At 67.2% G+C, this 26,178-nt stretch carries 27 protein-coding genes; 13 read left to right on the top strand and 14 right to left on the bottom strand.

Annotated elements, in window-relative coordinates; genetic code table 11:
- Positions 1–131: 131 nt before the first annotated feature.
- Positions 132–782, top strand: a complete 651-nt coding sequence (locus WFM69_RS00840; RefSeq protein ID WP_337000694.1) for a GntR family transcriptional regulator — start codon at positions 132–134, stop codon at positions 780–782.
- Between the two features lie 54 nt (positions 783–836).
- Here WFM69_RS00840 and argG read toward each other — a convergent pair whose 3' ends face one another.
- The 3 genes from argG to WFM69_RS00825 are packed head-to-tail and all read right to left on the bottom strand — an operon-like array spanning position 837 to position 2,958.
- Complete coding sequence (gene argG / locus WFM69_RS00835) at positions 837–2,282, bottom strand: argininosuccinate synthase (RefSeq protein WP_337000692.1); 1,446 nt, start codon at positions 2,280–2,282, stop codon at positions 837–839.
- A 42-nt stretch (positions 2,283–2,324) separates the two neighbouring features.
- Entirely contained in the window at positions 2,325–2,741 is a 417-nt protein-coding gene (locus WFM69_RS00830) for a PIN domain-containing protein (protein ID WP_337000690.1), read from the bottom strand.
- Positions 2,725–2,958 carry an AbrB/MazE/SpoVT family DNA-binding domain-containing protein gene (locus tag WFM69_RS00825; protein ID WP_337000688.1) on the bottom strand — a complete coding sequence of 78 codons (234 nt, stop codon included), beginning with the start codon at positions 2,956–2,958 and terminating at the stop codon, positions 2,725–2,727. Before WFM69_RS00825 ends, WFM69_RS00830 begins: the two co-directional genes overlap by 17 nt.
- 389 nt (positions 2,959–3,347) lie before the next feature.
- Between WFM69_RS00825 and WFM69_RS00820 the strand changes: the two genes are divergently transcribed.
- Positions 3,348–4,055: a ZIP family metal transporter gene (locus WFM69_RS00820; RefSeq protein WP_337000686.1), complete on the top strand. Its 708-nt coding sequence runs from the start codon at positions 3,348–3,350 to the stop codon at positions 4,053–4,055.
- A 43-nt stretch (positions 4,056–4,098) separates the two neighbouring features.
- Here the strand turns inward: WFM69_RS00820 and WFM69_RS00815 are convergent, their stop codons facing one another.
- Positions 4,099–4,497, bottom strand: a complete 399-nt coding sequence (locus WFM69_RS00815; RefSeq protein ID WP_337000684.1) for a pyridoxamine 5'-phosphate oxidase family protein — start codon at positions 4,495–4,497, stop codon at positions 4,099–4,101.
- 189 nt (positions 4,498–4,686) lie between these two features.
- Here WFM69_RS00815 and WFM69_RS00810 point away from each other — a divergent pair, with 189 nt between their 5' ends.
- Positions 4,687–5,658 (top strand): alpha/beta hydrolase, encoded by a 972-nt coding sequence (locus WFM69_RS00810; protein ID WP_337000682.1) that lies wholly within the window; start codon positions 4,687–4,689, stop codon positions 5,656–5,658.
- 67 nt (positions 5,659–5,725) lie between these two features.
- On the top strand, positions 5,726–6,721 hold the full coding sequence (locus WFM69_RS00805) for a hypothetical protein (RefSeq protein WP_337000680.1): 996 nt from the start codon (positions 5,726–5,728) through the stop codon (positions 6,719–6,721).
- 7 nt (positions 6,722–6,728) lie between these two features.
- On the opposite strand, the gene WFM69_RS00800 is transcribed toward WFM69_RS00805, so the two are convergent.
- The 3 genes from WFM69_RS00800 to WFM69_RS00790 all read right to left on the bottom strand — a co-directional run bounded on the left by WFM69_RS00800 (position 6,729) and on the right by WFM69_RS00790 (position 9,051).
- Entirely contained in the window at positions 6,729–7,835 is a 1,107-nt protein-coding gene (locus tag WFM69_RS00800) for a hypothetical protein (protein WP_337000678.1), read from the bottom strand.
- A complete protein-coding gene (locus WFM69_RS00795; RefSeq protein ID WP_337000676.1) occupies positions 7,829–8,581 on the bottom strand; it encodes a hypothetical protein in 753 nt (250 codons plus the stop codon). Before WFM69_RS00795 ends, WFM69_RS00800 begins: the two co-directional genes overlap by 7 nt.
- 143 nt (positions 8,582–8,724) lie before the next feature.
- Positions 8,725–9,051 carry a low molecular weight protein tyrosine phosphatase family protein gene (locus WFM69_RS00790; RefSeq protein ID WP_337000674.1) on the bottom strand — a complete coding sequence of 109 codons (327 nt, stop codon included), beginning with the start codon at positions 9,049–9,051 and terminating at the stop codon, positions 8,725–8,727.
- A gap of 52 nt (positions 9,052–9,103) precedes the next feature.
- Here WFM69_RS00790 and WFM69_RS00785 point away from each other — a divergent pair, with 52 nt between their 5' ends.
- From WFM69_RS00785 to WFM69_RS00760, 6 genes are all read left to right on the top strand, one after another.
- A complete protein-coding gene (locus WFM69_RS00785) occupies positions 9,104–10,516 on the top strand; it encodes an RHS repeat-associated core domain-containing protein (protein ID WP_337000672.1) in 1,413 nt (470 codons plus the stop codon).
- Between the two features lie 4 nt (positions 10,517–10,520).
- Entirely contained in the window at positions 10,521–10,913 is a 393-nt protein-coding gene (locus tag WFM69_RS00780) for a hypothetical protein (RefSeq protein ID WP_337000670.1), read from the top strand.
- 290 nt (positions 10,914–11,203) lie between these two features.
- On the top strand, positions 11,204–11,950 hold the full coding sequence (locus WFM69_RS00775; protein ID WP_337000668.1) for an RHS repeat-associated core domain-containing protein: 747 nt from the start codon (positions 11,204–11,206) through the stop codon (positions 11,948–11,950).
- Between the two features lie 757 nt (positions 11,951–12,707).
- Entirely contained in the window at positions 12,708–13,250 is a 543-nt protein-coding gene (locus WFM69_RS00770; RefSeq protein WP_337000666.1) for a hypothetical protein, read from the top strand.
- A 1,111-nt stretch (positions 13,251–14,361) separates the two neighbouring features.
- Positions 14,362–14,847: a hypothetical protein gene (locus WFM69_RS00765; RefSeq protein WP_337000665.1), complete on the top strand. Its 486-nt coding sequence runs from the start codon at positions 14,362–14,364 to the stop codon at positions 14,845–14,847.
- A gap of 10 nt (positions 14,848–14,857) precedes the next feature.
- The gene (locus WFM69_RS00760) at positions 14,858–15,343 is read left to right on the top strand and encodes a hypothetical protein (RefSeq protein ID WP_337000663.1); all 486 of its coding nucleotides are present in this window, start codon (positions 14,858–14,860) and stop codon (positions 15,341–15,343) included.
- A 34-nt stretch (positions 15,344–15,377) separates the two neighbouring features.
- Here the strand turns inward: WFM69_RS00760 and WFM69_RS00755 are convergent, their stop codons facing one another.
- Genes WFM69_RS00755 through WFM69_RS00735 form a run of 5 tightly spaced genes read right to left on the bottom strand, consistent with a single transcriptional unit; the run spans position 15,378 to position 19,733 of the window.
- Entirely contained in the window at positions 15,378–16,412 is a 1,035-nt protein-coding gene (locus tag WFM69_RS00755) for a VWA domain-containing protein (protein ID WP_337000661.1), read from the bottom strand.
- The gene (locus WFM69_RS00750; protein WP_337000660.1) at positions 16,409–17,395 is read right to left on the bottom strand and encodes a VWA domain-containing protein; all 987 of its coding nucleotides are present in this window, start codon (positions 17,393–17,395) and stop codon (positions 16,409–16,411) included. The genes WFM69_RS00755 and WFM69_RS00750 overlap by 4 nt, the downstream gene beginning before the upstream one ends.
- Positions 17,386–17,877 carry a hypothetical protein gene (locus WFM69_RS00745; RefSeq protein WP_337000659.1) on the bottom strand — a complete coding sequence of 164 codons (492 nt, stop codon included), beginning with the start codon at positions 17,875–17,877 and terminating at the stop codon, positions 17,386–17,388. The genes WFM69_RS00750 and WFM69_RS00745 overlap by 10 nt, the downstream gene beginning before the upstream one ends.
- Entirely contained in the window at positions 17,864–18,751 is an 888-nt protein-coding gene (locus WFM69_RS00740; protein WP_337000658.1) for a DUF58 domain-containing protein, read from the bottom strand. The genes WFM69_RS00745 and WFM69_RS00740 overlap by 14 nt, the downstream gene beginning before the upstream one ends.
- Before the next feature lie 16 nt (positions 18,752–18,767).
- Positions 18,768–19,733 carry an AAA family ATPase gene (locus tag WFM69_RS00735; RefSeq protein ID WP_337002069.1) on the bottom strand — a complete coding sequence of 322 codons (966 nt, stop codon included), beginning with the start codon at positions 19,731–19,733 and terminating at the stop codon, positions 18,768–18,770.
- A gap of 445 nt (positions 19,734–20,178) precedes the next feature.
- Between WFM69_RS00735 and WFM69_RS00730 the strand changes: the two genes are divergently transcribed.
- Positions 20,179–21,585, top strand: a complete 1,407-nt coding sequence (locus WFM69_RS00730; RefSeq protein ID WP_337000657.1) for an NAD(P)/FAD-dependent oxidoreductase — start codon at positions 20,179–20,181, stop codon at positions 21,583–21,585.
- 113 nt (positions 21,586–21,698) lie between these two features.
- Here the strand turns inward: WFM69_RS00730 and WFM69_RS00725 are convergent, their stop codons facing one another.
- Both WFM69_RS00725 and WFM69_RS00720 read right to left on the bottom strand, forming a co-directional pair.
- Positions 21,699–22,394 (bottom strand): Pr6Pr family membrane protein, encoded by a 696-nt coding sequence (locus WFM69_RS00725; RefSeq protein WP_337000656.1) that lies wholly within the window; start codon positions 22,392–22,394, stop codon positions 21,699–21,701.
- A gap of 135 nt (positions 22,395–22,529) precedes the next feature.
- Positions 22,530–23,462 (bottom strand): DMT family transporter, encoded by a 933-nt coding sequence (locus WFM69_RS00720; RefSeq protein ID WP_337000655.1) that lies wholly within the window; start codon positions 23,460–23,462, stop codon positions 22,530–22,532.
- A 270-nt stretch (positions 23,463–23,732) separates the two neighbouring features.
- Between WFM69_RS00720 and WFM69_RS00715 the strand changes: the two genes are divergently transcribed.
- Together WFM69_RS00715 and WFM69_RS00710 are read left to right on the top strand one after the other, a co-directional pair.
- Complete coding sequence (locus tag WFM69_RS00715; RefSeq protein WP_337000654.1) at positions 23,733–25,019, top strand: adenylosuccinate synthase; 1,287 nt, start codon at positions 23,733–23,735, stop codon at positions 25,017–25,019.
- A 7-nt stretch (positions 25,020–25,026) separates the two neighbouring features.
- Positions 25,027–26,136, top strand: coding sequence for a lactonase family protein (locus WFM69_RS00710; RefSeq protein WP_337000653.1), 1,110 nt, complete (start codon positions 25,027–25,029; stop codon positions 26,134–26,136).
- Positions 26,137–26,178: the final 42 nt, after the last annotated feature.

The raw sequence follows: 26,178 nt of genomic DNA, 5'->3' as shown, positions 1-26,178 counted from the left end.
GGCGCACAGGCGACGCCGATAGCGGTCGTGTTATGTTACGCGTTGCGCGCCGCAGGATTATCGGGGGGTGGCGCCGTACATGAGGAGGGTGTGATTTGTCAGGCATCGATGTCGCGTTGGAGCGCAGAACGATGAGTGAAGACGTCTATCGCCGGGTGCGCGATGCGATCGTGAGCGGAGAGCTCCGGCCGGGGGAGCGGCTGCGCGACTACGAACTCGCCGAGTCGCTCGGTACATCGAAGACACCGGTCCGGCATGCGCTGGCCCGTCTGGCCGAGCAGGGCCTGGTCGAGATGCAGCGCAACAGGTTCACGCGCGTCGCACCGCTCGACCTCGACCGCATCCGCGACGCGATCGCGCTGTTCGGCGACATCTGGATCGGTTCGGTGCGGCACGCGATGCCGCTCGTGCAGGCCGACGACGTCACCTATCTCGTCGACCTGACCGAGGACATGTCCGAGGCGGTGCAGGCGCGCGATATCGCAGCCTTCGGTGGAGCGCTGCGGGCGATCGCGGTCGGCCTCGCTCGCCTCGAGGGCAATGCCACGCGGGTCAGGGTGCTCGAACTCCTCGGACCGCAGATCCGCCGCTTCACGCAGCACGCCAGGGGGTCGTTCGACTGGGTCGCTGCCGAGGAATCCACTTTCGAGATCCGCGAGGCTTTGTGGCAGCGCGACGCGATGCTGACGCGCGCGGCCATCGTGACACTGTTCGACGAGGTGCTTCCGCGCATCATCGATCGCGCCGAGGAGCAGGATCGCACCGCCGAGCACGGCTCCTAGCGGTCATCCGCATCGGTGCCGGCCGAGGAGCGGCGGCACCGATGCGATGGCACGTCAGTCGGTGCCGGAGTCGAACGCCGCGCCCTCGGAAGCAGTGTCGACCGCGTCGGCGAGGGTCTCGTCGGCCTCGGAGACCGAACCGTGCACCGACTCGGTGATCTCGGCGGACTCGCCGGCGGTCACGCGTCCGACGAGCTCGCCGGTCGCGCCGCCCACGAGGCCGAGGCCCGCGTACTGCTCCAGGCGAGCGCGCGAATCGGCGATGTCGAGGTTGCGCATGGTGAGCTGACCGATGCGGTCGACCGGGCCGAACGCGGCATCGCCGACACGCTCCATCGACAGCTTCTCGGGGCCGTACGACAGGTTCGGCGATGTGGTGTCGAGGATGGTCCAGTCGTCGCCGCGGCGCAGACGGATCGTCACGGTTCCCGAGATGGTGAGGCCGACCCACCGCTGGATCGACTCGCGCAGCATGAGCGACTGCGGCTCCAGCCAGCGGCCCTCGTACATGAGGCGACCGAGGCGGCGGCCCTGCTCGTGGTAGGTGGCGAGGGTGTCCTCGTTCAGGATGCCGTTGACGAGGCGCTCGTAGGCGATGAACAGCAGCGACATGGCGGGGGCCTCGTAGATGCCGCGCGACTTCGCCTCGATGATGCGGTTCTCGATCTGGTCGCTCATGCCCAGGCCGTGGCGTCCGCCGATCGTGTTCGCCTCCTGCACGAGCGCGACCGGGTCGGTGTACTCGACGCCGTTGATGGCCACGGGCCGGCCGGCGTCGAACGTGACGGTGACGTCTTCGGTCTCGATCGCGACCGAGGGGTCCCAGAACTTCACGCCCATGATCGGGTCGACGGTCTCGAGCGAGACGTTCAGGTGCTCGAGGGTCTTCGCCTCGTGTGTGGCGCCCCAGATGTTGGCATCCGTCGAGTACGCCTTCTCAGCGCTGTCGCGGTAGGGGAAGTCGCGGGCGACGAGCCAGTCGCTCATCTCCTTGCGACCGCCGAGCTCCGTGACGAAGTCGGCGTCGAGCCACGGCTTGTAGATGCGCAGACGGGGGTTGGCGAGCAGGCCGTACCGGTAGAACCGCTCGATGTCGTTGCCCTTGTAGGTGGAGCCGTCGCCCCAGATGTCGACGCCGTCCTCCTTCATGGCGCGCACCAGCAGCGTGCCGGTGACCGCGCGACCGAGGGGCGTCGTGTTGAAGTAGGTCTTGCCGCCGGAGCGGATGTGGAAGGCGCCGCAGGAGAGGGCGACGAAGCCCTCTTCGACCAGGGCGGTCTTGCAGTCGATCAGGCGCGAGGCCTCGGCGCCGTACTCGAGGGCGCGGCCAGGGATCGACTCGATGTCGTCTTCATCGTACTGTCCGAGGTCGCCGGTGTACGTGTAGGGCACGGCGCCCTTCTCGCGCATCCACGCGACGGCGACGGAGGTGTCGAGTCCTCCGGAGAAGGCGATGCCGACGCGCTCGCCGACGGGCAGGGACTGGAGGACCTTGGACATGCTTCCCAGTCTATCCGCGGGCGGCGTGTCGCCCTGTGCCGTCTAGACGAGCATGACGTCGGCCCCGAGCGCGGCATAGGTGCCCATGGCGCGGCGGTCGCATGTGACCAGCGTCACTCCCGCGGTGCGGGCGCACAATGCGACCAAGCCGTCGTACACGGCTCCGCCGGCGATTCCGGCATCGGCGAGAACATCGACGGCGGTGAGCGCTGTCTGCTCCGAGAGTGAGATTGATCGGGGGAACGCGGTGCGGATGGCACGGGCTGCTGCTGACGGGGTCAGTCGATTGGGGGGCGGCAGGCGGGTCAATACGGAATACGTCTCTGCCGAGGCGTGCCCAGCGAGGCCGAGGGTTGCACCGCGGCAGAAGCTCAGCACGGCGTAGTGTGCTGTGTTGTCTTCCACGAGAAGTGCGACCGCTGCGCTCGTGTCGAGGACGAAGTCAGCGCTGGTCGGCAAGGCGTAGCTCGCGAACGGCGTCGGGTGTCAGCGTGATGCCGGAAGACCTGATGACCAGCCGCCCGTCCTTCTCGATGAGGTTGTCCGGCGCCTCGATCTCGATCCGGATGCCGTTGCCGTCGAGGATCAGATCGACCGGCCCCGGCACCAGGCCGACTCGTTCGCGAAGTGCGGCAGGGATCACGATGCGCCCTGCCTTGTCCATGGTTGTCCGCATGCCATCACGATACCATTTGAATGGTGCATCATGTCAGCCGCTGTCGTTGAAGGGTCGAGCCGTTCAGGTGCCGCCGTACTTCCGGAACGCATTCTGCTTCGAGGTCCCCAACGCGATTCCGATCATGGTCCAGGAGTCGCCGGCTTCTCGTGCCGCGGCGACGGCTGCGGCCAGCCGTTCGACGGCGGCGTCGCGTGCCTGCCGCGCTTTGGCGATGTCGCGCAGGTGGGACGCGTCACCGACCAGAGCAAGGTGCCTCGGGGAAGTCGGACAAACGCCCCGGTGGCGGTGGAGAAGACGTGCATTCCGGACGTCGGGCAGGAATGGCATGCACTCATGCCGCGAGTTGCGGCGCGTGGGGTGGGAGAGTGGGCGCACGGAGGTAGGTCATGGGCGGAGCAGTCCTGTGGGGTGTGGTCGCGGCGGCGCCGCTGTTCATCGGCGCCGTGCTGGCGCTGCTGCGGAAGTGGCCCCCGCGGTGGCTGGGCATCGTGCTCGGCTTCGGCGCCGGTGCCCTCATGGCGTCGATCGCGTTCGAGCTGTGGGAGGAAGGACTCGACCTCGCCGGTCCCGTGCCCCTCGTGGTCGGGGTCGCCGCGGGAGCGATCAGCTATTACATCGCCGACCGCATCCTCGATGCCCGTGCCGCGAAGACCAAGGGGTCGGCGGGCGGAGGCCAGCTCGCCGTCGGAGCCCTCCTCGACGGCATCCCGGAACAGCTCGTGCTCGGCATCGGCCTCGCCTCGGGTGAGCCGGTGAGCATCGCGCTCGTCGTCGCCATCCTGGTCTCGAACCTGCCCGAGTCGATCGGCTCGGCGGCCGACCTGCTCGAGGGCGGCATGGCGAAGTCGCGGGTGCTGCTGCTGTGGGCGGGAGTCACTGTGATCTGCGCTCTCGCAACCGTCGCCGGCTTCGGACTCGCGAGCATCACGGGTGACGATTTCCGTTCCGCGGCGAGCGGCTTCGCGGCCGGCGCCCTGCTCGTGATGCTCGTCGACTCGATGATCCCCGAGGCGCAGTCCAAGGCGAAGGAGTCGACCGGGCTCGCGACGGTGCTCGGCTTCGCGCTCGCCGCGGGTCTCGCGCTGGCATCCTGATCAGGCGGCAGGCGGCAGGCGGCAGGCGGCAGGCGGCAGGCGGTCAGCGGCGCGTCTCGCGGCGGACGCTCCTGCCCTCGATGGTCTCGATGCGGAAGATCAGGGGGAGATCGCGATCGTCGTCGGCCCACGGGCTGACGCGGGCGATGATGTCGGCGGCCTGCTCCTCGGGCGCTCGCGACAGGGTGCCGTGCATCAGCACGCTCCAGGCGGTGTTGCCGAGGGGGTCGTGGTAGTCCACCTCGAAGGAGACGTCGGCCGGCTGCTCGGCGAGTCGAGCGAGCAGCCCCAGCGGTGAGGTGCGGAGCAGGAGATCGTGCGCGGAGATGGCGTAGTTCACCGGGTAGATCTGCACGCGGTCGTCGACGACGAAGCCGATCCGGCCGATCGTGGTCGTGGCCAACAACTCGTAGGACTGCTGTTCATCGAGCACTCGGATCATGTCGCACATCCCTTCTGTCGTGGCGCCAGTGTAGTCAGGCCGTCGCCCGATCGACACCGGCTCGGTGACCCGCCACTCGGCGGAGGGACGGGGTCGGATCGGGTCCGGCTGGCGGGTTACCCTCGGGTGCGGCGTGCGGAAGGCTGACGGAACGCCGCCGCGGTGGTGGCCGAGAACAAAGGAGTTCTGATGACTGACACGACCCTGGCGCGACCGCCCTTCGATCCCGAGCTCGAAGCCGCCCTCGCCCTCGTCGGCGACCAGATGCCGTCCACTCTGACGGCCGAGATGATCCCTCTGCTGCGCCAGACGCCCATGGGTGGCGAGGACGAGATCTTCACCGTGCTCGCCGAGCGCGGCTTCACCCGGCGCGACGTCACGATCGCGGGCCACGACGGCGACGAGATCGTCGTCTCCGTGATCGAGAAGGAAGGACGCACCGGCACCGGCCCCGGCTTCTTCCACACGCACGGCGGCGGAATGATCATCGGCAACCGGTGGCTCGGCGTCGTCGGTTTCCTGGACTGGGCTGAGCGCTTCAACGGCGTGATCGTCACGGTGGAGTACCGGCTCGCCCCCGAGTTCCCCGACCCGTACCCGGTGGAGGACTGCTACGCGGGACTGCTGTGGACGGCCGAGCACGCGGATGAGCTCGGCATCGACCTGACGCGGCTGCTGATCGGCGGCGGCAGTGCCGGTGGCGGGCTGGCTGCGGGCACCGCGCTGCTCGCTCGCGACCGTAAGGGCCCCGAGCTGATCGGTCAGCTGCTCATCTACCCGATGCTCGACGACCGCGACGAGTCGGTGTCGACGCAGCAGATCGACGGGATCGGGGTGTGGGACCGCGGCTCGAACATCACCGGATGGACCGCGCTCCTCGGCGACCGCAAGGGCACCGACGACGTGTCGATCTATGCCGCCCCGGCGCGGGCGACCGACCTCGGCGGACTGCCGCCCGCATTCATCGACTGCGGCAGCGCCGAGGTGTTCCGTGATGAGGATGTCGCCTACGCCACCAAGCTCTGGGAAGCGGGAGTGCAGGCGGAGCTGCATGTGTGGGCCGGGGGCTTCCACGGCTTCGACATGTTCGCCCCGCACGCCGCGGTCGCGCAGGCCATGCTCGCCGCGCGCGACAACTGGGTGAACCGCCTGCTCTCCTGAGTCCGCCCACCCTACGGGGTCGTGCGCCGACCCCGTAGGGTGGAATCCCCGCGCGATGGAGCCCGACATGCAAGATCTGCTGGGGCGTCTCACCGCCCTCGACCCGGATGCCAGCGAGACGCTCAAAGTCGTCACCTACTTCGATGCCCTCGTCGCCCGGTCGGTCGGTGTGGAGAGCATGCTGCGCGGTGCCGCGGTGCTCAGCGGTGCGACGGTCGGTCAGCGCGACGGCCGGCAGATCGTTCGCGTGCGGGCGGACGGCGTGCGCATCGACCCGGTCGAGCCGTCGCACGCGTGGCCGGTGCGGGAGAGCGGGCCGGATGCCATCGCCTGGATCGAGCGCGACGGCGATCCGCACACCAACGACGCGATGATCCTGGAACGACTGAGTCTCGCGCTCGGCATCATCCGCGCACGTCGCTCGGTCGGGCCGGAGAGCGCGGTCGAGCTCGCCATCAGCTCGTATGCCGGAGCGGACGAGCGTGCGGCCGCGCTGCCCCGCCTGCGCCTCACAGCCGAAGCGTTGCGGCTCGTCGCCTCCCCTCCCGATCCGGCGCCGCTGCCGCAGCATCCGTCCGCGGTCGTCGCCACGCGGCACGGACTCACCCGCGCGACGATCCTGGATGCGGCGGTCGACGCGGTCGATGCCTGGCCCGACGCCACCGGGTTGCGGTTGGGACTCGGCATCGCGGGGCCGGGTGAGCGGCTCCCCTCGTCGTGGTCGTCGGCGCTCGTGGCCGTGCGGCTGACGAGTCCCACGGAGCCGGTGGTCGATGCCGCCGCGCTCGGGGCGATGCTGCTTGTCGCGGAGGGTGCCGACGCCGGACCCCTGCACCCCGATGCCGCGGTGCTCGCACGCCTCGATGAGCGCAGCCGGGAACTGCTCGATGCGGTGGTCGAGGAGCAGAGCGTGCGGGCCGCGGCGGCGCGTCTCGGGCGGCATCACTCCAGCGTGCAGGAGCGACTCACCGCACTCGTCGACACGCTCGGCTACGACCCTCGCACGTCTCGTGGCCACGCCCGCTACGTGCTCGCGCGGATGCTGCTGACCCTCGGGGCGTGAGCCGCGGTCACTCGAAGCCGGGGTAGTCCTGCATCCTGGTCTGGAATTCGTCGCGGTCGGCCTCGCTGAGCAGCCCGCTCGCGATCACCACGAGCTGCAGGCCTTCCAGCGGCTCGCCGGTGCGGGTGTGCTGCGCCTCGCGCTCCTTGAGGAAGCCGCCGCCGCGATCGTTCGAGACGTCGTAGATGTTGGCGTAGAACCGCATCGGATCGGGGTAGTTCTCGGTGTAGTACTCCCAGGTGGTCTGGGTGCGGGGATCGTCGCTGCCGTAGAGCTTCGTGATCATGGCGGGGTCGATGCCCGAGTTCGTCGGGTCGTTGAAGGAGTACAGCTCCCACAGCCCGTGCTGGGCGACCACCTCGTTGATGGCGGCCATGACCGCGAGCTTGCGGTCGTAGTCCTGGATGGGTTCGTTGGTCGCCCACGCGGCGGTCGTCAGTTCGACGAGCATCGATTCGCCGCCGTAGCCGTTGCGCTCAGGGCGCGGGTCGTCGCTGCCCACGTGGGTCCAGGTGTAGCCGAACTCGGCGGTGAGCCGGGCGCGGATGTCGGCGAACAGTGTCTCGGCCTGGGACTGCACCTCTTCCAGCGACTGCTGCGAGAGCGTCTGCTGTGCATCGGTGCCCTTGATGCCCGGGTAGGCCTCCGCGTGCTTCTGCTCGGCCGTCTTGCGGCCCTCGTAGTTGCCGGACGCGGAGGTCTGCAGGGCGCTGACCCCGCCGATCGTCGCCACGTTGCACAGCACGGCGATGATGAGGGCGATCGCGCCGAGCTTGCGGCCACGCGCCGAGAACAGGGCGGCGACGATGACGGCGACGACCACGAGCTGCACCGTGAGCATGGTGATGCCGTAGAGGATGTCGGTGCCGCCGGCGACCAGTGTGCCGAGCAGAGTCACCGCGAACAGGATCGAGAGGATGAGCGCGATCCAGCCGAGGGCGTTGGCCGGCTGCTTCGGCTGGTCCGCCGCGACGACCGTCGTGACGGCGGGGCTCGCGGGTGGGGCGGACGTCTGGCGTCGCGCCCCGCGGTAGCCGCCGGGCGGTGGGACGGGAGGAGCGCCTTCGGTGCCGGCGATGTAGCGGGCGCGCCGCTGCTCGGGGTCCATCACCATGGCCTGTCCGTTCCCGTGCCGCCGGGGTCGTCGCCCTGCTGCTGGTCGCGTTCCTGTGTGCCCTGCTCGAGCTTGTCCTGCAGGCCCTTCAGCTTGTCCTCCGACGGCTGCTGCTGGTCGGGCTGCTGCGGGGGCTGCTGCTGTTCCTGTTCCTGCTGCTTCTGCTTGAGCCGGCCCTCGGTGCTGTCGAGGGTGTCGGACATGTCGCGCTGCGGATCGGACGACTGCTGCTGCGCCTCTTCGCTGTGGCACTCCTCGGGCGTCTCGACCGTGATGGTCAGGGCCTCGCCGTAGAGCTGGGTCGCCGTCGCGCCGTCTCCGGCGGCGCGGGCGGCGTCGCCCATCCGCTCGATCACCAGCGCGAGGTTGATCCGCACCCCGCACACCTCCAGGCCCGTCGCGAGCGACAGGGACCGCTCCAGCTCGGCGCGCGCCTGCGGCAGCTGCTCGGCGCCAGCCAGCGCGGTGCCGATGTTGAACGGCGCCTTGTGCGGCTCGAACCAGTTCGCGACGTCCTGCCCGCGCGCCGATGCCTCCGAACCTGCGAAGTCGTCGACCACGTACGCGGTGATCGCCTGGTGGGCGAACGCGTACATGCTCAGCAGCTTGCCCACGAAGAGCAGCGCCGCGAGAGTGAGCGGAAGCGTGCCGATCGCGACCCAGCGGCGGATGCTGCGGCGACGGCGGTTGGAGCGGAGCAGTGCGGCGGCGGCCTCGTTCGTCGACACCGCGGTGGCCTCGGTCACGCTCCACCTCCTCACCGGTCGTCGACCGCGCGTGTGAGGACGGATTCATCCCCGGGAGCGGCACGTCGAAGCGCTGATCATCCTAGCCGCGGAACCTTCTGGCCCCGCTCAGGAGGGGTGGGTGGGCATCGCGTCCGACGATGTCATCGACCTCGGAGGTACGGAGGGACCTTGCGCTGCAGGATCTCGACCAGTTCCGGATCCATGAAGCCGTAGTCATCGGGGATGCCGAGGACGACGACCCTGGTGTCTCGAAGGTGCGGCATGAACCGTCTGCTGATCTCGCTCTTGTGCCTCTTCTCCATCACCAGGACGAGATCCGCCCATTCGAGGTCTTCGGCGGTGAGGAGTTCTTCGGCGTCGGGCTTGAGGCCTGCTGACGCGACACTCACTCCCGGCCAGTCGCGGAAGACGTTCTCCGCAGTCGGGCTGCGCAGGCGGTTGCGGCTGCAGACGAAGAGCACGTTCACGGCTCCAGGGTAGGAGCGTCCCTGTGAGTCGCGGTCGCAGTCGGGGCGTGTGGTGAAACAGCACACCGGGATGGGATCGACGACGTACTCGTCGACGTACGGGTATGACACGGCGGGTCGTCTGGTCTCGGCGGTGATTCCTGGTCATGAGTTGACGTATGAGTTCGCGTCGTCGGGCGGGTGTGGTCCGAACACGGCTGCGGGCATGTCGGGCAACCGGTCGGGTTCGGCCGACGTGTGGACGGCGCCGGGTGAAGCTCCGGTGACGACATCGACGGCGTATTGCTACGACTGGGCCGACCGGTTGCTGTCGTCCGCCGTGACGGGTGCGATTCCGGGTGCGACGACCGTCGCCGATGGGCTGGCGGCGTCGGACATCGTCTACGACGTGCGCGGCAACACGATCCGTTTGGGGGATATGCAGTTCTCCTATGACGCGGCGAATCGTCATGTCGGGACGACGTATGACGACGGCACGACCGTGGTGATCGTGCGGGATGCGACCGGTCGGATCGCGTCGCGCACGATGGACCCGGCGGGTGCGGACCCGGCGGTGACGACCAAGTACCTGTATGCGGCGGGCGGTGATGCGGCGTGGGGTCAGAAGTCCGGGTCGGATCTGACGCGGAGCATCGGGCTGCCGGGCGGGGTCTCGTGGACGAACCAGGCGGGTGAGGTGACGTGGGCGTTCCCGAGCCTGAACGGACACGGCCTCGTGACCCGCACCGGAGCGACGACGAGTGCGTTGCTGCTGTGGGATCCGTTCGGCCAGCCCGTCGATCCGGTCACCTTCGCGATCGGTACGGTCGCATCCGACGACTCCGGGCAGGTCGCGGGCAACACGCTGTGGCATCAGGGGGCGTTGAAGCCGGCGGAGTCCGCCGGGTCGGCGTTGGTCGTCGAGATGGGGGCACGGTTGTATGTCCCCGGACTCGGCAGGTTCCTGCAAGTCGACCCGATTCAGGGCGGCGGAGCGAACGACTATTCCTGGCCCACTGATCCCATCAACGGGCACGACCTCAGCGGGAACGAATGGGATTGGGGGTTGACGCTTGAGATCGGCCTGACCGTGCTATCAGTTGCGTTGCTGGCGACGGGCGTAGGAGCGCCGCTAGCGGGAGCGATGCTCGTTGCGCGAGCAGCGACGCTTGCAGTTCGGGTCGCGAGGGTGGCTACGGATGTCGTGAAGGTAGGTCAGATTCTCGTTCGAGCATCAAAGTACACGCGTAGCATCGCCGGAGCGTCCCGTGACATCATCGCTTCTCCTCGGGCCGCTGCTTGGGCTGGCAGGCTCTGGTCTCAAGGTAGTCGAGCGACGGAGCGGCTTTCGAGTCACGCTACTCAAATGAGGACCGGCCCATCTGGTAGGTGGGTGCGAGGTCCAGGCGCGTCCCAAGCAGGGAGACCGAAAGTAAACTTTGGGAAGAACGGCGTACGCCAAAACTTTCACGTCTGGTTGGAGTGAGCGAATGGCCGAGGATAGTCACGAAACAACGATTCAGCGGATCATGAGAGAAGGTGCGATCGGCTTTGTCCGACGGGACAACTCCAACTCGTTCTATGCGAGGTTCGAGACCATTCCGGGTGACGATGGAGCTCTCGTAGAGATCACGTTCAATCCCGAGTTCGTCGACCTTGGGGGGCCGGACCCAACAGACATCGTCGTCTATTGGGGTGACGTCGTCCGGGTTTCGGCGTGGCTCGGTGACTTTGTGGAAAGTCTTGAATTCGAGTGGAGCCCTGGTCCCCTTCGTAGTCAGTTGGACCTGGTTCTGTTCGGGGCCGAGGCGGAGCAAATGACGAGGTTCGATCTTGACAACCCTTGGGATCTAGCCGATACAGGTATCCCGCCACACTTGTAGACGGATGGTTTGGCGGCGTCGGAGTTCGTGTATGACGTGCGGGGGAACACGGTTCGCCGGGGCGACATGCAGTTCTCCTAGGAGCCGCGAACCGGCATGTCGGGACGACGCATGACGATGGCGCGGTGGTGCGGATCGTGCGGGATGTGTCGGGGCGGATCGTATCGCGGTCGATGGATCCGGCGGGTGCAGATCCGGCGGTGTCGATGAACTATCTGTACGCGGCGGGTGGTGATGCGGCGTGGGGTTAGAAGACTGGCGCTGACCTGGCCCGGAGCGTCGGCCTGCCGGTGACCTTTGCGATCGGTACGGTCGCATCCGATGACTCCGGGCAGGTCGCGGGGAACACGCTGTGGCATCAAGGGGCGCTGAAGCTCGCGGAATCCGCCGGCTCGGCGTTGGTGGTCGAGATGGGCGCACGGTTGTATGTCCCCGCCCTCGGACGCTTCCTGCAGGTCGACCCGATCGAAGGTGGAGTCGACAACGACTACGTCTGGCCCCCCGACCCCATCAATGCGCACGACCTCAGCGGTGAGAAGGCAAGCAAGAAGGTGGTGCGGGGAGCGTTCAGCAAGACCAGCACCCCCGTCGTAGCGAAGTCCATCAGAGCCATCGAGCGCAACGGCCAGCCCGTGCGGTGGGGGTACACGATCCTGACTGGATTCAGCACCGGGATGAACGCGGCGGGCCTTCTTTCGGGCCTCGCAAGTGTAGGCCTAGCGATCGGAGCAATTCAGGCAAAGCACCCCTATGCGGTCGCTGCGCTTGAAGGGTTGTCAGGGCTGGCCGGATATGCGTCGACCTTCTTTACGACTCTTGGCGTGATAACGGACTGTATTGCGCACAATCTGGATTCGATCTGTCAGATCAGTATCGCTGGGGCTGCCGCCGCGAACCTCATAGGGGTGCTGGGATCCATCGGTGGAGGACCGATCGCGGGCACCCTTGCTGGTGGTATATTCGGCACGATCACGAGTGGATCCTTGCTCTTGACGGGGTTGCCAGGAGCTGCGAAAAGGCCAGAGATCGATTGGTGAACGAGGGCGAAGCATGAGAAATCTAGGCCGTGCATCCTACGGACCGTCAACGACCCTTGGCCTCAATATTGTTAGCGTGAGTTCGCTCATCTTGGGTCTCTTCTGCACCGTCTTTCCGCCTTTCCAAAAGGTCCCGCTATCGACAATGATCTACTTCGGCGCGTTCGGGGTGCTGTCGCTCGGTATCTTTCTTCTTCACCTTCTTCGATGGCACATCATTTCGCGGCGCGCGTCACGCTCTGCCAGTGCTACTGGAGCGTCTGACACATACGTCTTCATGCAGGCGACGTCCACTGCGGGGGATGTTTTCAGCCATCCTGGCGGGGCTGGATGGCTGACTATTCGGTGCGGCAAGATTGAGATCTTTCACCCCTGGGAGGGTCGAAGGGTTCGTGAGTCGCGCTCTGCGCGTGAGTTCTCTTCCAGTGAGGTTGTGAGGGTGACGCGGAGCGAGACAACCAGTTGGTCGTACTGTGCGCTGGTTCTTGAGCTGACGACGGGGGAAGAGCTGTCGTTCATCCTCATTCCTGAAAGCCGATCAGGCTGGAGAGGGCCAACTGACGATGAAACAGAAGCTGCGCTCCGCCGCATGGCGCGAACCCTAGAATTGCCGCTCGGATAGTTAGGTGCGAAACGCCAGCCTCGCGCGGCGTCGCCGATCCTCGGAGAAGCGGACGTGGCTTGAAGTGCCCGATAGTGGCTGGTTGCGGGCCAGGTCGTGTCGGACAATGTCGTGCGGTCGCAGTCGGGGCGTGTGGTGAAACAGCACACCGGGATGGGATCGACGACGTACTCGACGTACGGGTATGACACGGCGGGTCGTCTGGTCTCGGCGGTGATTCCTGGTCATGAGTTGACGTATGAGTTCGCGTCGTCGGGCGGGTGTGGTCCGAACACGGCTGCGGGCATGTCGGGCAACCGGACGGGTTCGGCCGACGTGTGGACGGCGCCGGGCGAGGCTCCGGTGACGACATCGACGTCGTACTGCTACGACTGGGCCGACCGGTTGCTGTCGTCCACCGTGACCGGTGCGATTCCGGGTGCGACGACCGTCGCCGATGGGCTGGCGGCGTCGGACATCGTCTACGACGTGCGCGGCAACACGATCCGTCTGGGCGATATGCAGTTCTCCGGGGATGAGGTCGACGGCCTTCTGCGGAAAATTGATGAAGTTACGGATGGTATTGACTTCCGGCGGGCCGAAGACCGCATCGTGGCGGATCCCGGATTGCGCTCATGCCGCAAGATTGCGGCGGATATACTTCCGTTCATCATGCTGAAGAGCGGCTACGGAATGTGACGTGTCCGTGCCGCCTTCGGGTGTGATCTCGCGACAAACACGTCGGGGGCGGTTGGTGTCAGTGGTGATTCCGGGGCATGAATTGTCGTATGGGTTCGGTTCGCTGGGTGAGCGTGGTCCGAATTTGGCGAGCTTCGTCGCGATGTCCGACAATCTACGATTCGTGGAAGTTGCTCCTGATCGGAACTGTTCGAGCCGTCTTCGCCGCTTCGCTCTGACTCGCGACTCCCCCACCCCCCGATGCTCATTGGTCTGGTTGGAACGTAGATGCACACCTGTCTCCTAGACTGCGTAGATGCAGGTGCATCGTACGCAGCGTCGTCGCTTCGATTGGCTGTATGCGGTCGCAATCGTTCTTGGGGGGGCGTTGCTTGTCCTCGGGATCTGGCTAGACGTTCGCGACGGCGCGCCATCTCTCAAGAGGGGTGATCAACCGGTTGAGGTCGTCGTTGCGCTCGGACTTGGGCTTGCCCTATTCCTTAGCGGCCTTGGCGGTGGTTTGCGAGCGCTAAAGGCGCGGCGAATGGCCGGCAAGAGAACCACCGGGCAATAGTCCAGCCCGGGAGTGCCCGTGGGTAATCGTCGGATGCGAGAGCGTCGGACGACTTGGAGGGATTGGCTACCTTCGGTTGGAGGTGAACTTCTGCCGAAGTTTTCACCTAATCTGTGGGGATTTATCTGGAGCATTCCATGATTGCAGTTTGTGATTCTCTTGTCTTTTTTTGTTTCTTGGCATTCAGGGGACTATATTTGTGGCTATTAATACCTGCCGCTTTTCTTGGATGGCTTTTTGTCCATGCGTGGTGGCAGAGATCCAGCTATGGCGCATCTTTGGGCTGGTATGACTGGAACATCTTCGTGTTTTTCGCTACCGGCCTTTTTGGAGCTCGAGCGGAGAGGTACGCGCGAGGGGTGTATTACGCTAAGTTGGTCGATATGAGCAAGATCTCACACAGAGTGGGAAGGATGGGTCGAACATTGCAACGTTTGGATAGCGACGCATCGCGATTTGGAATGTAGGCGGGTTTGGTTCCCGTGTCAGCGGCGGGAGCGGCGCGAAAGGGGAAGAGCGATGGATTCGAGCTGTTTCCCTGCGGGGTTCTCCTATCTGATGGCCTTCGGGTTCGCGATCTCTGCGATCGTGCTCAGCTCTTGGCTGGTGCAGTTGATGAGGGCTGTCTATCGCAACGATCCCGGGTTTCGTCGAGGCCTCGCGAACGCTACGCCCCTCTGGGCGACCGGTCTTGCCGGGGTCGGAATACTGTTCGTCAGCGGAGACTGGCTCGTCAACTGGGTGGATACCTGCTTTCCCGCTGATGGTTGGCGCGGACCCGGCACGGCGTTCATCGGGTTCGGTGTCACCGTGGCTTCGGTCGCTGCGGGTCGCTTGATCTACAACCGGGTCCGCGTGGGAAGAGCGAGCAAGCTGACAGAAGACAGCATTGAGACGAGCCCTCCGCATTCGTCAGCTCCGGCAGTGACCACCGAGAGGCGTCCGCGTAATCTGTCACTGGAGCGCCGCAGAGTGATCATCGAGTTCGCGCTCACCTATGGCGCTTCGATTGTCATCATTCTCTTCGGTGTCGGCCTTGCGTAGGAGATCCCCTGTGCGTAGCAACACTCCGATACCGCGTACCTTTCCATCGGGTCTCGGCGGGCGGATCCTGATGCTCTCGGCATCTACCGTGATCGGTGGCGGCTTCGCAACGGCGTTGTTGGTCGTGGGCGTTCAGGAAGCCGGGGACGCATCGTGGCTGCTGATCGGAGTGTCCGCTCCTCTCCTCGGGTGCTACTTCTGGGCATGGATCCGTATCTGGCGCGTCGGCGCGGCGATTCGTGACCACGATGTCACCTTCACATCGTGGTTCGGGGTCCAGACCATCGCGAAGGAGGACGTGGAACGATGGTCCGCAGAGCCGTACAGCGGATTCTTCTCCGTGGTGGGGTGGCCGGTGGCGGGTGGCATCCTGCAGCCCGGCGAGTTGTTGGTTGACCTCGCGGATGGAAGTCGTCATCGAGTCCCGGGGACGGCAACGCTGCGAACAACCGCGCGTGAACAGGCACGCTTCCTGAACGACTGGTCGCGAGATTAGAACGCTCGGAACTCCCCTGTGTGTCGCGTGATCCTCAGCGTCCAGGTCGCGGCGCACGCAACCCGCGCAGACGCGCGATGAGCATGGTCGCGCGGGTGAGCTCGACGCCGAGGAGGGCGACGATCACGATCGCGGCGATCCAGTACAGCTCGACGACGTTGCCGACCTCGCCCGACTCCGCGTAGTCGGTCGTGGTGGTCGGTGCCTTCGGCAGCGTGGGCGCGGCATCCGCGGTGCGGTGCTGATAGTCGACGCCCAGCTGATCGGCGATGGTCTCGAGGTTCGTCTCGTCGATCACCGACAGCGCATCCGCGCCCTGGTACTGGATGTACGCCGAGCCGCCCGTGTCGGAGACGTCGCCGGTGGTGATGCGCATCGGTCCGCCCTCAGCCGTGCCGTACCCGAACACCCCGCCCGCGTCGGTGTACTTGGCGCTGCCGTCGAACGACTCCGGCTCGGTGTCGACCGTCTGTTCGCCGTCGCCGAAGTAGAACACCATCCGCGAACGATCGGGCGAAGCCTCCGCGGCCGATGCGAGCGTCTCCGACAGCAGCGGCGCCGCGATGCCGATCGAGCTCCCGCGCGACTGGCTCGTCACCTCGGGCCGCAGCACCTCGAGCGACCCCATCAACGCGGTGGTGTCGGTGGTCAGTGGCACCCGCAGCTGCGCCGCCGCATCCGAGGTGATCAGCGCGAACCGCGCACCCGGATACTCCTCCACGAGCGCCCGCACATCGTCGCGGATGCCGTCGAGACGCGGCTCGCCGTCGCCCCAGTCCTCCGCCACGATGCTGGCCGTCGTGTCGACGACGAGCACCACATCGGTGTCGGTCGCGAGCGTCTGCGTGGCACCACCGGGGATGCCCGGCCGCAGCAGCAGCATGGCGCATGCGAGCACGAGCACCAGTCGCATCGCCCACAGCGTGCGATGCCCGATACGCGCCCGCGGATCGGTGATCGGCCCCGCGGTCGACTGCGGCGGTCGCACCAGGACCCAGATGGCGAGAGCCGCGACCGGCACGCACAGGAGCGCGATCAGCACCGGGTTGAGGACGGGCTGGAAGATCACAGTCGCACCCTCCAGACCACCACGACGAACCCCAGCAGGCACACCGCGAGCAGCACGATCCACAGATTCGGGGTATCCGTCCACACCACCTGCGCCTCACCGCGCAGCGCGGTCGCCTCCTGCTTCTGCACCTCGGTGACGATGTCCGACACGGTCGTCGTGTCGCGCAGACCGTAGGCCGCGCCGCCCGTGGCCTCGGCCGCCGCGGACAGCTCGGCGCTCACCGACGCGTTCTTGCCCTGCACCGGGTTCAGCGCGAACACCCGCACGTCCTTCGACGCGGCATACGCCGCCGCCTCTTCGAGCGTCACGATCGACGCGCCGTTGACCTCGTTGTCGGTCGCGAAGATGATCGACCGCGACCGCTCGTCGTCCGGGTGGTCGAAGCCCATCGCGCACGCCGCCAGCCCGTCGCCGATCAGCGAGGCGCCATCACCGTTGAGCGTGCCCACCCAGTGCTCGGGGATCTTGTCGCCGTAGTCGAAGCTCTTCATCATGCTCGACAGGTGCTCGCGGATGAAGTCGTAGTCGTCGGTCAGCGGGAAGATCTGCACGGGGGAGCTGTTGAAGATCGTCAACCCGATGCGCTCACCCTTGAAGCCGTCCAGCAGCTCGTCGAACACGGTCAGCACCTCGACGTCGACCTCGCTCATCGACCCCGACACATCGAGGCACAGCATGATGTCGCGACTCGTGTTCACCGGCTGCACGGTCTGCGCCGACATCGGCCGCGCGGCTACGACACCCGCGACCACCGTCGCCACGACACCGAGGGCGAGGATGCCGGACAGCGCGAGCGCCCGACGCGCCAGCGCCCGGCGGAACGTCGGCAGAGCCCGCAGCCGCTCGGCCCGGGCGATGCGAGCCGTGTCACCCGCGCGCGCTCGCCCGCTCCTGCGCAGCCCGACGATGAGGCCGATCGCGAGCGCGACCAGCACCACGACGACCGCGGCGATCAGCATCCACACGTTCGCTAGTGCCACGCGCGCACCACCGTCCGCGCGGCCTCGGCACCCGCGATGGGATCGACCGGCGGACCCTGCCGGAAGATGCTCGGGTAGTAGTGCCGGCCGAGCGCATCGATGAGCGCGGGATGCACGCCGCGCGCCACGAGATCGTCGAGCGTGAGCACCGGGGCCTCCAGGCCGCTGTACTCGTTCACGAATCGGCGCACGACCCGGCTCAGCTCCAGGTTCGCCTGCCGCGGGGGAAGCCGGCGCTCGCGGTAGTCGGTCTCGATCTGCTGGATGCGACCCAGGTACTCGGTGCGCAGCTGCGACAGCACGTCGATGACCAGCGGCGGGTACCCGGCGGGCTGATCGGTCACGGACAGCGTGCGACGCGGACGCGTGAGCACGATCAACAGCCAGGCGCCCAGCACCAGCAGGGCCAGGATGCCGATCGCGAGCAGCATCCAACCCCAGCCGTACTGCGCCGGAGGGTAGAGCTCGTCAGAGCCGGGCATTCGACCTCCGATTCAGCAGCTGCAACAGCTGCGCGACGGCGTCGTCCTGCCCGTCCAGCGTGGAGTGACTGATCTCCATGCGGGCCAGCAGCTCGGCGAGGTGTGCGGCATCCGCCTCGGTCTGCGCGGTCAGCTCCTGCACGATGCCCCGGTCGCCCTGCACGAAGTCCGGCACCTGCCACCGGCTGTCCACATCGCTGCGGGTGCGCCGGGTGGAGTGGTCGAGCACCGGCTCGGCATCGCGCAGGGTGAGCCACAGCACGTCGTGCTGCACGCGCAGACGCCGCAGCACCCGCTCGGTCTCACTTGTGACGGGCGCCTCGTCGGTGATCACGACCACGATCATGCGGCGCGAGATCGTCCGGGTCACGAACGACAGCAGGGCGTCGCGGTCGCTGGGAGCGTCGCTGTCGTCGATGGCTCGGTCGATGGTGCGGAGGGCATGCTCGAGAGCCCCCTCGCTGCGTCCGGGCGCGAGCCGCCGCACCTTCGCGGCATCGCCGTAGACCGTGGTGAAGTCGTCGCCGTGGCGCAGGGTCAGCACGCCCAGCACGCCGGTCGCGAGGATCGCCAGTTCCTTCTTCGACCGCTCATCGGCGGCGAGGGCCGACATCGAACGACCCGTGTCGACCACGAACAGCACGGTGTGCATGCGCGTCGCCCGCGAGCGCTTCACCAGCGGCGTGCCCAGCCGCGCCGTCGCCCGCCAGTCGATGTCGCGCACCTGATCGCCGTACTCGTACTTGCGCAGGTCTTCGAAGTCGAGGCTCCGCCCATGCAGCAGCGACGCGTAGGCGCCGTCGAGCGCGTGCAGCGACTTGCGCGTCGAGTGGATGAAGAGCTTGCTCTTCACCTGCGTGATCAGGCTGGCCATGGGTTCCGGGCGCGGGTCAGGGGGTGGGGACCGACGCGAAGATCTGATCGATGATCTCCTCGCTGCGCACACCTTCGGCATCCGCCTCGAACGTCAGCAGCACGCGGTGCCGGAGCACGAGGTGCCGCAACTCGCGGATGTCCTCCGGCAGCACGTGACCGCGCCCCTTCAGCAGCGCCAGTGCCCGAGACGCCTGCAGGAACGCGATGCTCGCACGCGGACTCGCACCGTACTTGATGAAGCGCGCACGCTCCTCGCCGATGTACGGCGCGGGGTTCCGGGTGACGTAGGCGATCGACACGATGTAGTTGCGGATCGCCGGGTCGACGTAGATGCGGCTCGCGACATCCTGCAGCAGGTGCACGTCATCCAGGGTGACCGCGCTCGTGACGTGCCGGTCGGGGTCGAGCACGCCCGAGTCGATCCGGCTCAGGATCTCGAGCTCCTCCGCGGGGCTCGGGTACTCCACGATCTCCTTGAGCAGGAAGCGGTCCATCTGCGCCTCGGGCAGCTCGTACGTGCCCTCCTGTTCGATCGGGTTCTGTGTCGCGATCACCAGGAACGGCTTCGGCAGGGCGTGGATCTCGCCACCGATCGTGGTCTGGTGCTCCTGCATCGCCTCGAGCATCGCGCTCTGCGTCTTCGCGCTGGAGCGGTTGATCTCGTCGAGCAGCACGAAGTTCGCGTGCACCGGACCCAGCACCGTGCGGAACGATCCCGTCGCGGCGTCGTAGATCTGGTTGCCGGTGATGTCGCTCGGCAGCAGGTCGGGGGTGCACTGGATGCGCTTGAACTGCGCCTTCACCGTGTCGGCGAGTGTGCTGGCCGCGGTGGTCTTGGCGAGACCCGGCACGCTCTCCAGCAGGATGTGGCCGCCCGCGATGAGCGACACGAGCAGGCTCGTGCGCAACCGCTCCTGACCGACCATCTTCGCCGAGTACGAGGCGGAGATGATCCGCAGCACCTCGCTCGCCCGTGCCATCTCGGCCGCAGTCGGCGCGGCGCTCGCCGGAGCCGGGGTCGGAGCCGGGGCAGGGGCCTGCGCGGCGCTCGCCGGGGCCGGGGGCGGCGGGGGTGCGGAAGTCGTCCGCAGGTCGGGCGTGGAGGACTCGGTCATCTCTGGGCTCCCTCGTTCGGGGAAGCGGTCATCCCCGCCGACCAGCGTAATCGCATCGGCCCGTGTCGCCCCTGATCCGGCCTGGCGTCGGAACTTCGCAGAGCAGCGAGAACTTCGCAGGACATGCGGACAGGGTCTGCGAAGTTCGCGTCGTTCTGCGAGATTCAGGGGCATCGCCCGCCCCTGCTAACGTCGAAGAGCAGCCGCGTTCCGGGCAGGTCGAGCAATTCCGCTCCCGCCGGGACAGAACTGTTCCTCGCTCGGATGCGGCTGCGCCCGATACATGACTGAAGAGTATGAGGACGAATACGTGACTGGTAGAGAACGAGTAGCAATCATCGGCGCCGGCCCCTCGGGCATGGCACAGCTGCGGGCCTTCGAATCCGCAGCCCGCGCGGGGGCGGAGATCCCCGACCTGGTCTGCTTCGAGAAGCAGGCCGACTGGGGCGGACAGTGGAACTTCACCTGGCGCACCGGGCTCGATGAGTTCGGTGAACCGGTGCACTCCAGCATGTACCGCAACCTCTGGTCGAACGGCCCGAAGGAGGCCCTGGAGTTCGCCGACTACAGCTTCGACGAGCACTTCGGCCGCCCCATCTCCTCCTACCCGCCGCGACCGGTGCTGTGGGACTACATCGCGGGACGCCTGGAGAAGACCGATGTCCGCAAGCTGATCCGCTTCCAGACGGTGGTGCGCTGGATCGAGTTCGACGAGGACCGCCAGGTCTTCACCCTCACCAGCGAAGACCTGCCTACGGGCCAGTCGACCACGGAGGAGTTCGACCGGGTCATCATCGCCAGTGGCCACTTCTCCTTCCCGAACGTGCCCGACTTCACCGGAATCGAGACGTTCCCCGGCTACATCAGCCATGCCCACGACTTCCGCGGCGCCGAGGCGTTCGAAGACAAGGACGTGCTCGTGGTAGGTGCGAGCTACTCCGCGGAGGACATCGGCAGCCAGGCCTTCAAGATGGGCGCCCGGTCGGTGACCGCGAGCTTCCGGTCGGCGCCGATGGGATACGACTGGCCCGAGGGCATCGAGGAGCGACCGGTGCTGGAGCGGTTCGAGGGCAGCACTGCGTTCTTCGCCGACGGCACGTCGAAGCATGTGGATGCGGTCATCCTCTGCACCGGCTACCTGCACAAGTACCCGTTCCTGCCCGACGACCTCGCGCTGTCGTCGCCGAACAACGTCTACCCCGACGGGCTGTACCGGGGCGTGGTGTGGCAGGGGAACCCTCGCCTGACCTACCTCGGCGCGCAGGACCAGTGGTTCACCTTCAACATGTTCGACGCGCAGGCCTGGTACGTGCGCGACCTCATCCTCGGCCGCCTGACGCTGCCGGAGGAGCAGGAGCGCGCGGCATCCATCGCCGAATGGCGTGCGCGCTTCGAGCGGATCGACTCCGCCGCGGCGGAGATCCGCTTCCAGGCCGACTACATCCGCGACCTGCTGCAGCTCACCGACTACCCCGAGTTCGACATCGACCGGGTCGTCGAGATCTTCCTCGCGTGGAAGCGCGACAAGAAGGACGACATCATGGGCTACCGCGACCGTATCTACGAGTCGGTCATGACCGGGACCATCGCGGTCGTGCACCACACTCCGTGGCTCGAGGAGCTCGACGACTCGCTCGAGCGCTACCTCGAGGTGGACCCGGACTCCACGGGCATCACCTCCGCCCTCCCGCACGACGACGAGCTCGCGACGGTCTGAGCTGCTTCCGGCGGGTGCCGAGCCACCCCCTCCTGTCCGACCCACCCCTTTGCGCGCGTGCGCAGGGGGGGTGGGTCGGGGGAAAAGGGGTGGCTCGGTGCTCGGGGCGGGCGTTAAGAAGGGCGAGGGGTGGCGCGGCGGCGGCCGATCCACACCACGAGCGCGGCGACGCCGATGATCGCGATCGCTATGCCGACGATGTAGGCCGCGACGCCCAGGTAGCCGCCGGGCACCGTGTGCGGATTCAGGAACGGATACGGGTACCAGTACGGAGTCCCGCTGAGAGGTGCGGTGATGAAGTTCGCGCGGGTCAGCGTGTAGACGGCCCAGACGATCGGGAAGACCGCGGCGACCGCGACCGCCGACCAGGGCAGCGCCCGCCGCCTCGGCGCGAACAGCACATCGAGCAGCATCGCCAACGGGATGATCACGTGCAGCGTCTCGTTCGTCCACACCTCGGACACTCCGTCGAGCGGGATGTTGCGGAGCAGCAGGTTGTAGACGATGCCCGTGACGATCATGTACGTGCTGACGCAGGCGAACAGCGTGGCCAGCCAGCGCGGTTCGAGGTCGGTGCGACCGCGCGTGCGCAGCATCCACACCGCACCGATCGTGAAGGTGACCACGGCGCCGATGTTCGACAGCACGGTGAAGTAGCTGAAGAAGTTCGTGATCACCGTGGGGAGGTGGCTGCCCCACTCGGTCGTCGCCGCCTGGGCGTTGCCGATGGACTGCGCGAGTTGGCGGATGAGCGCCGCCGCGCCGAGAAGGGCCGCGGCGATGCGCAGAAAGGGCCACCAGGTCGTCATTTCGCCTCCGTCGGCAACTGTAGCGGCAGGCCTTCGCCGGTCAGGGAGCGCGAATGTCGCAGAACGGCACGAACTTCGCAGGCTTTCCGGGATCTTCTGCGACGTTCCTGCTGTTCTGCGAAGTTTTCGCGAGAGTCAGGCGCGTCGTCGCCACCGCAGGCGCGTGATGAGCACGCCGAGCAGGCACAGCGCACCGCCGAGGAACATCAGCGGCGTCGGCACCTCGCCGAGGATCGCCCACGACATCAGGATCGCAATCGCCGGGACGACGTAGGTGGTGGCCGAGGTCTGCCCCGCGGTGCTGCGCTGGAGCACGTAGGCCCAGGTCGTGAACGCGATCGCCGTGGGGAAGACGCCGAGGTAGACGACCCACAGCGTCGCATCGAGCGGAGCCGTCTGGAGCGAGCCGATGAGGTTCCCCACCCACGGGAGCAGCGCGATGGTGCCGACGCCTGCCCCGAGCCAGGTCAGGGTGGTCGGATCGACGCCCGAGGTGAGCAGCCGCTTCTGCACGAGCGTGCATCCGGCGTACATGACCGCAGCGAGGAGGGCGAGGAGCAGGCCCGTGATGTCGGGCCCGGCGCTCGTGGACGAGTTCATGCCGATCAGCACCACGCCGAGGAACGCGATGGGCGCGCCGATCACGAGCGGCTTCGGGAAGCCCTCGCGGAGGAACAGTCCGCTGAAGACGACGACCATGAGCGGCGCGAGGTTCACCACCATCGCGGCCGTGCCCGCGTCGAGCGTCAGCTCCGCACTGTTGAGCGCCAGGTTGTAGACGCAGAACCAGCCGATGCCCCACACCGCGATCAGCAGCCAGTGGCGGCGTTCGGGCATGCGGATGCCGTGCCGCACCGCGATGATCGTGAGCACGGCCGTGCCGACCGCCATCCGCAGCAGCGCCATCGCGCCCGGATCGAAGTGCGGCCCGGCGCCGCGGATGCCGATGAACGCGGACGCCCACAGCACCACGGTCACCAGGGCGGCGACGAGCACGAGTGCGCCCTGCTTCTTCGGTGCGTCGGTGGTGGTGCGGATCCCGGGATCGCCGGATGCGGCTTGTGCCATCCTTCGATCCTCGCAGGGCCCTCCGACATCGACGAGCCTCCCACCCGCCACCCTCCGCACGTTTCCCGCCACCGCTCCTCTCTGCCCCCTCTCTCGTGTCGTGCGGGCTCGAATACGTGCGTCGAAACCCTCCGCGAGGCGCGCTTCTGATCCCGCGCGCCGGCGGGGACCACCGGAAGGGGGTGTGGGAACCCTTCGATAGGATGGGATCGCCCGAAGAGGGCCAGCTCATCGGCCGGTGCGAACCCGGCGAAAGCCAGGGGGATACCCATGCCAGGAATCGTTATCGTCGGCGTGCAGTGGGGCGACGAAGGAAAGGGCAAGGCCACCGATCTTCTCGGTGAGCGCACCGATTGGGTGGTGAAGTTCAACGGCGGCAACAACGCCGGGCACACCGTCGTGGTGGGTGACGAGAAGTACGCGCTGCACCTGCTGCCCTCCGGCATCCTCTCTCCCGGTGTCACGCCCGTGATCGGCAACGGCGTCGTGGTCGACCTCGAGGTGCTGTTCTTCGAGCTGGAGGCGCTCGCCGCCCGCGGCATCGACGTCTCGCGCCTCAAGGTGAGCGCCAACGCGCACATCATCACGCAGTACCACCGCACGCTCGACAAGGTCACGGAGCGCTTCCTCGGCAAGCGCATGATCGGCACGACCGGGCGCGGCATCGGACCGGCGTACGCCGACAAGATCAACCGCGTCGGCATCCGGATCCAGGACATCTTCGACGAGAACATCCTGCGCCAGAAGGTCGAGGGCGCCCTCGACCAGAAGAACCACCTGCTGGTGAAGATCTTCAACCGTCGCGCGATCACCGCCGACGAGGTCGTCGACGACCTGCTGTCGTACGCCGACCGGCTGCGTCCGATGGTCGCCGACACCGGCTACCTGATCGCGCAGGCTCTGGACCGCGGCGAGGTCGTCGTGTTCGAGGGCGGCCAGGCCACCATGCTCGACATCGACCACGGCACATACCCGTTCGTCACGTCGTCGTCGGCCACTGCCGGTGGAGCGGCGACGGGTGCCGGTGTCGGTCCCGGTGCGCTCGACCGCATCGTCGGCATCGTCAAGGCATACACGACGCGTGTCGGTTCCGGTCCGTTCCCCACCGAGCTCTTCGACGAGCAGGGTGAGTGGCTGCGCAAGCAGGGCTTCGAGTTCGGCACCACCACCGGACGTCCGCGCCGCGTGGGCTGGTACGACGCGCCCATCACCCGCTACGCCACGCGCATCAACGGCATCACCGACCTCGTGCTCACCAAGCTCGACATCCTCACGGGTCTCGAGCAGATCCCGGTGTGCGTCGCCTACGACGTCGACGGCGAGCGGTTCGACGAGGTGCCGGTCAACCAGACCGACTTCCACCACGCGAAGCCGATCCTGGAGTACTTCCCCGGCTGGAGCGAGGACATCTCGGTCGCACGCACCTTCGAGGACCTGCCGCAGAACGCGCAGGACTACGTGCTGGCGCTGGAGAAGATGAGCAACACGCGCATCTCGGTGATCGGCGTCGGCCCGGAGCGCGACCAGGTCGTCGTCCGTCACGACCTGCTCGACTGATCGTCCGATGACGCGATTCTGGCTGGGCGGCTACGGCCCTGCGATGGAGGGTTCGGCCGAGGGTGTCGGCCTGCTCGCGGGCGATGAGGGCCGGGAGGCGCGCACGCTCGCCTATCGTGGCACGGTCGTGCAGACGCCTTCGCCGTCGTGGCTGGCGCAGCATCCGACCCTCGATGTCGTCTACGCGGCATTGGAGGGGGATTCCGCGGTGCAGGCGTTCGCGCGCAGCGGGGAGTCCGCCCTCACGCCGCTCGGCCCGCCCGCGGCTGTCGGACAGTACGTGTGCCACGTCGCGGTCGCTCCTGACGGCATGTCGCTGGTCGCGAGCTGCTACGGCGACGGCCGCGTGGTGCGGTTCGGTCTCGATGCGGGGGGACGCATCGTGCCCGCGAAGCCGGATGCGGCTGCGGCCCTGCGCGCGGCGCTGTTCGGTGACGACGTGGATCCGGATGCACCGGCCGCGACTCCTCCGGGCGATGGCGTCGCTGCGGTCGACCCGCATGCGGCGGGCGGCGAACGCGTCTCGCACGCGCATGCCGCGGTGTACCTCCCGGACGGACGCGTCGCGACGACCGATCTCGGTTTCGACCTCGTGCGCATCTGGCGGCAGGCCGGCGGCGGACTCGTCCTCGATCACGAGGTCGTGCTCCCGCTCGGCACGGGTCCGCGGCACATGGTGATGCACCCCAGCGGTCACCTGCACGTGGTGACCGAGTACTCGTGCGAGGTGTTCACTCTCGCGTCGGCAGCTGACGGCACCTGGAGCATCGTGTCGTCGACTCTGTCGAGCCCGATCGCGCAGGTCGGCGCCGACTTCCCGGCCGAGCTCGCTCGCACCCGCGACGGGCAGTTCCTGTACACGGCGTTGCGCGGCAGCAACACGATCGCGGCGCTGCGCGTGCGCGGCGGCGGCGAGTCGCTGGAGTCCGTGGCGCTCGCCGATTCGGGCGTGGACTGGCCGCGCCATCACCTCGTGCATGAGGGCAAGCTGCTGGTCGCCGGTCAGCGGTCCGACACGATCACGCTGCTCGACCTCGACGAGCGCACGGGGGCACCGCTCGGCATCCGCCATGAGGCTCAGGTGCCGACGCCGACGCACTTCCTCCCGGTGCGCTGAGGCCGTCGACCTCGCGGACTTGACCTCAACCTCACTTGAGGT

This window comes from Microbacterium sp. LB12 (assembly GCF_037150835.1).
GTDB lineage: Bacteria > Actinomycetota > Actinomycetes > Actinomycetales > Microbacteriaceae > Microbacterium.
The sequence above is the reverse complement of the archived record's forward strand: the minus strand, read 5'-3'. Positions and strand labels throughout refer to the sequence as shown.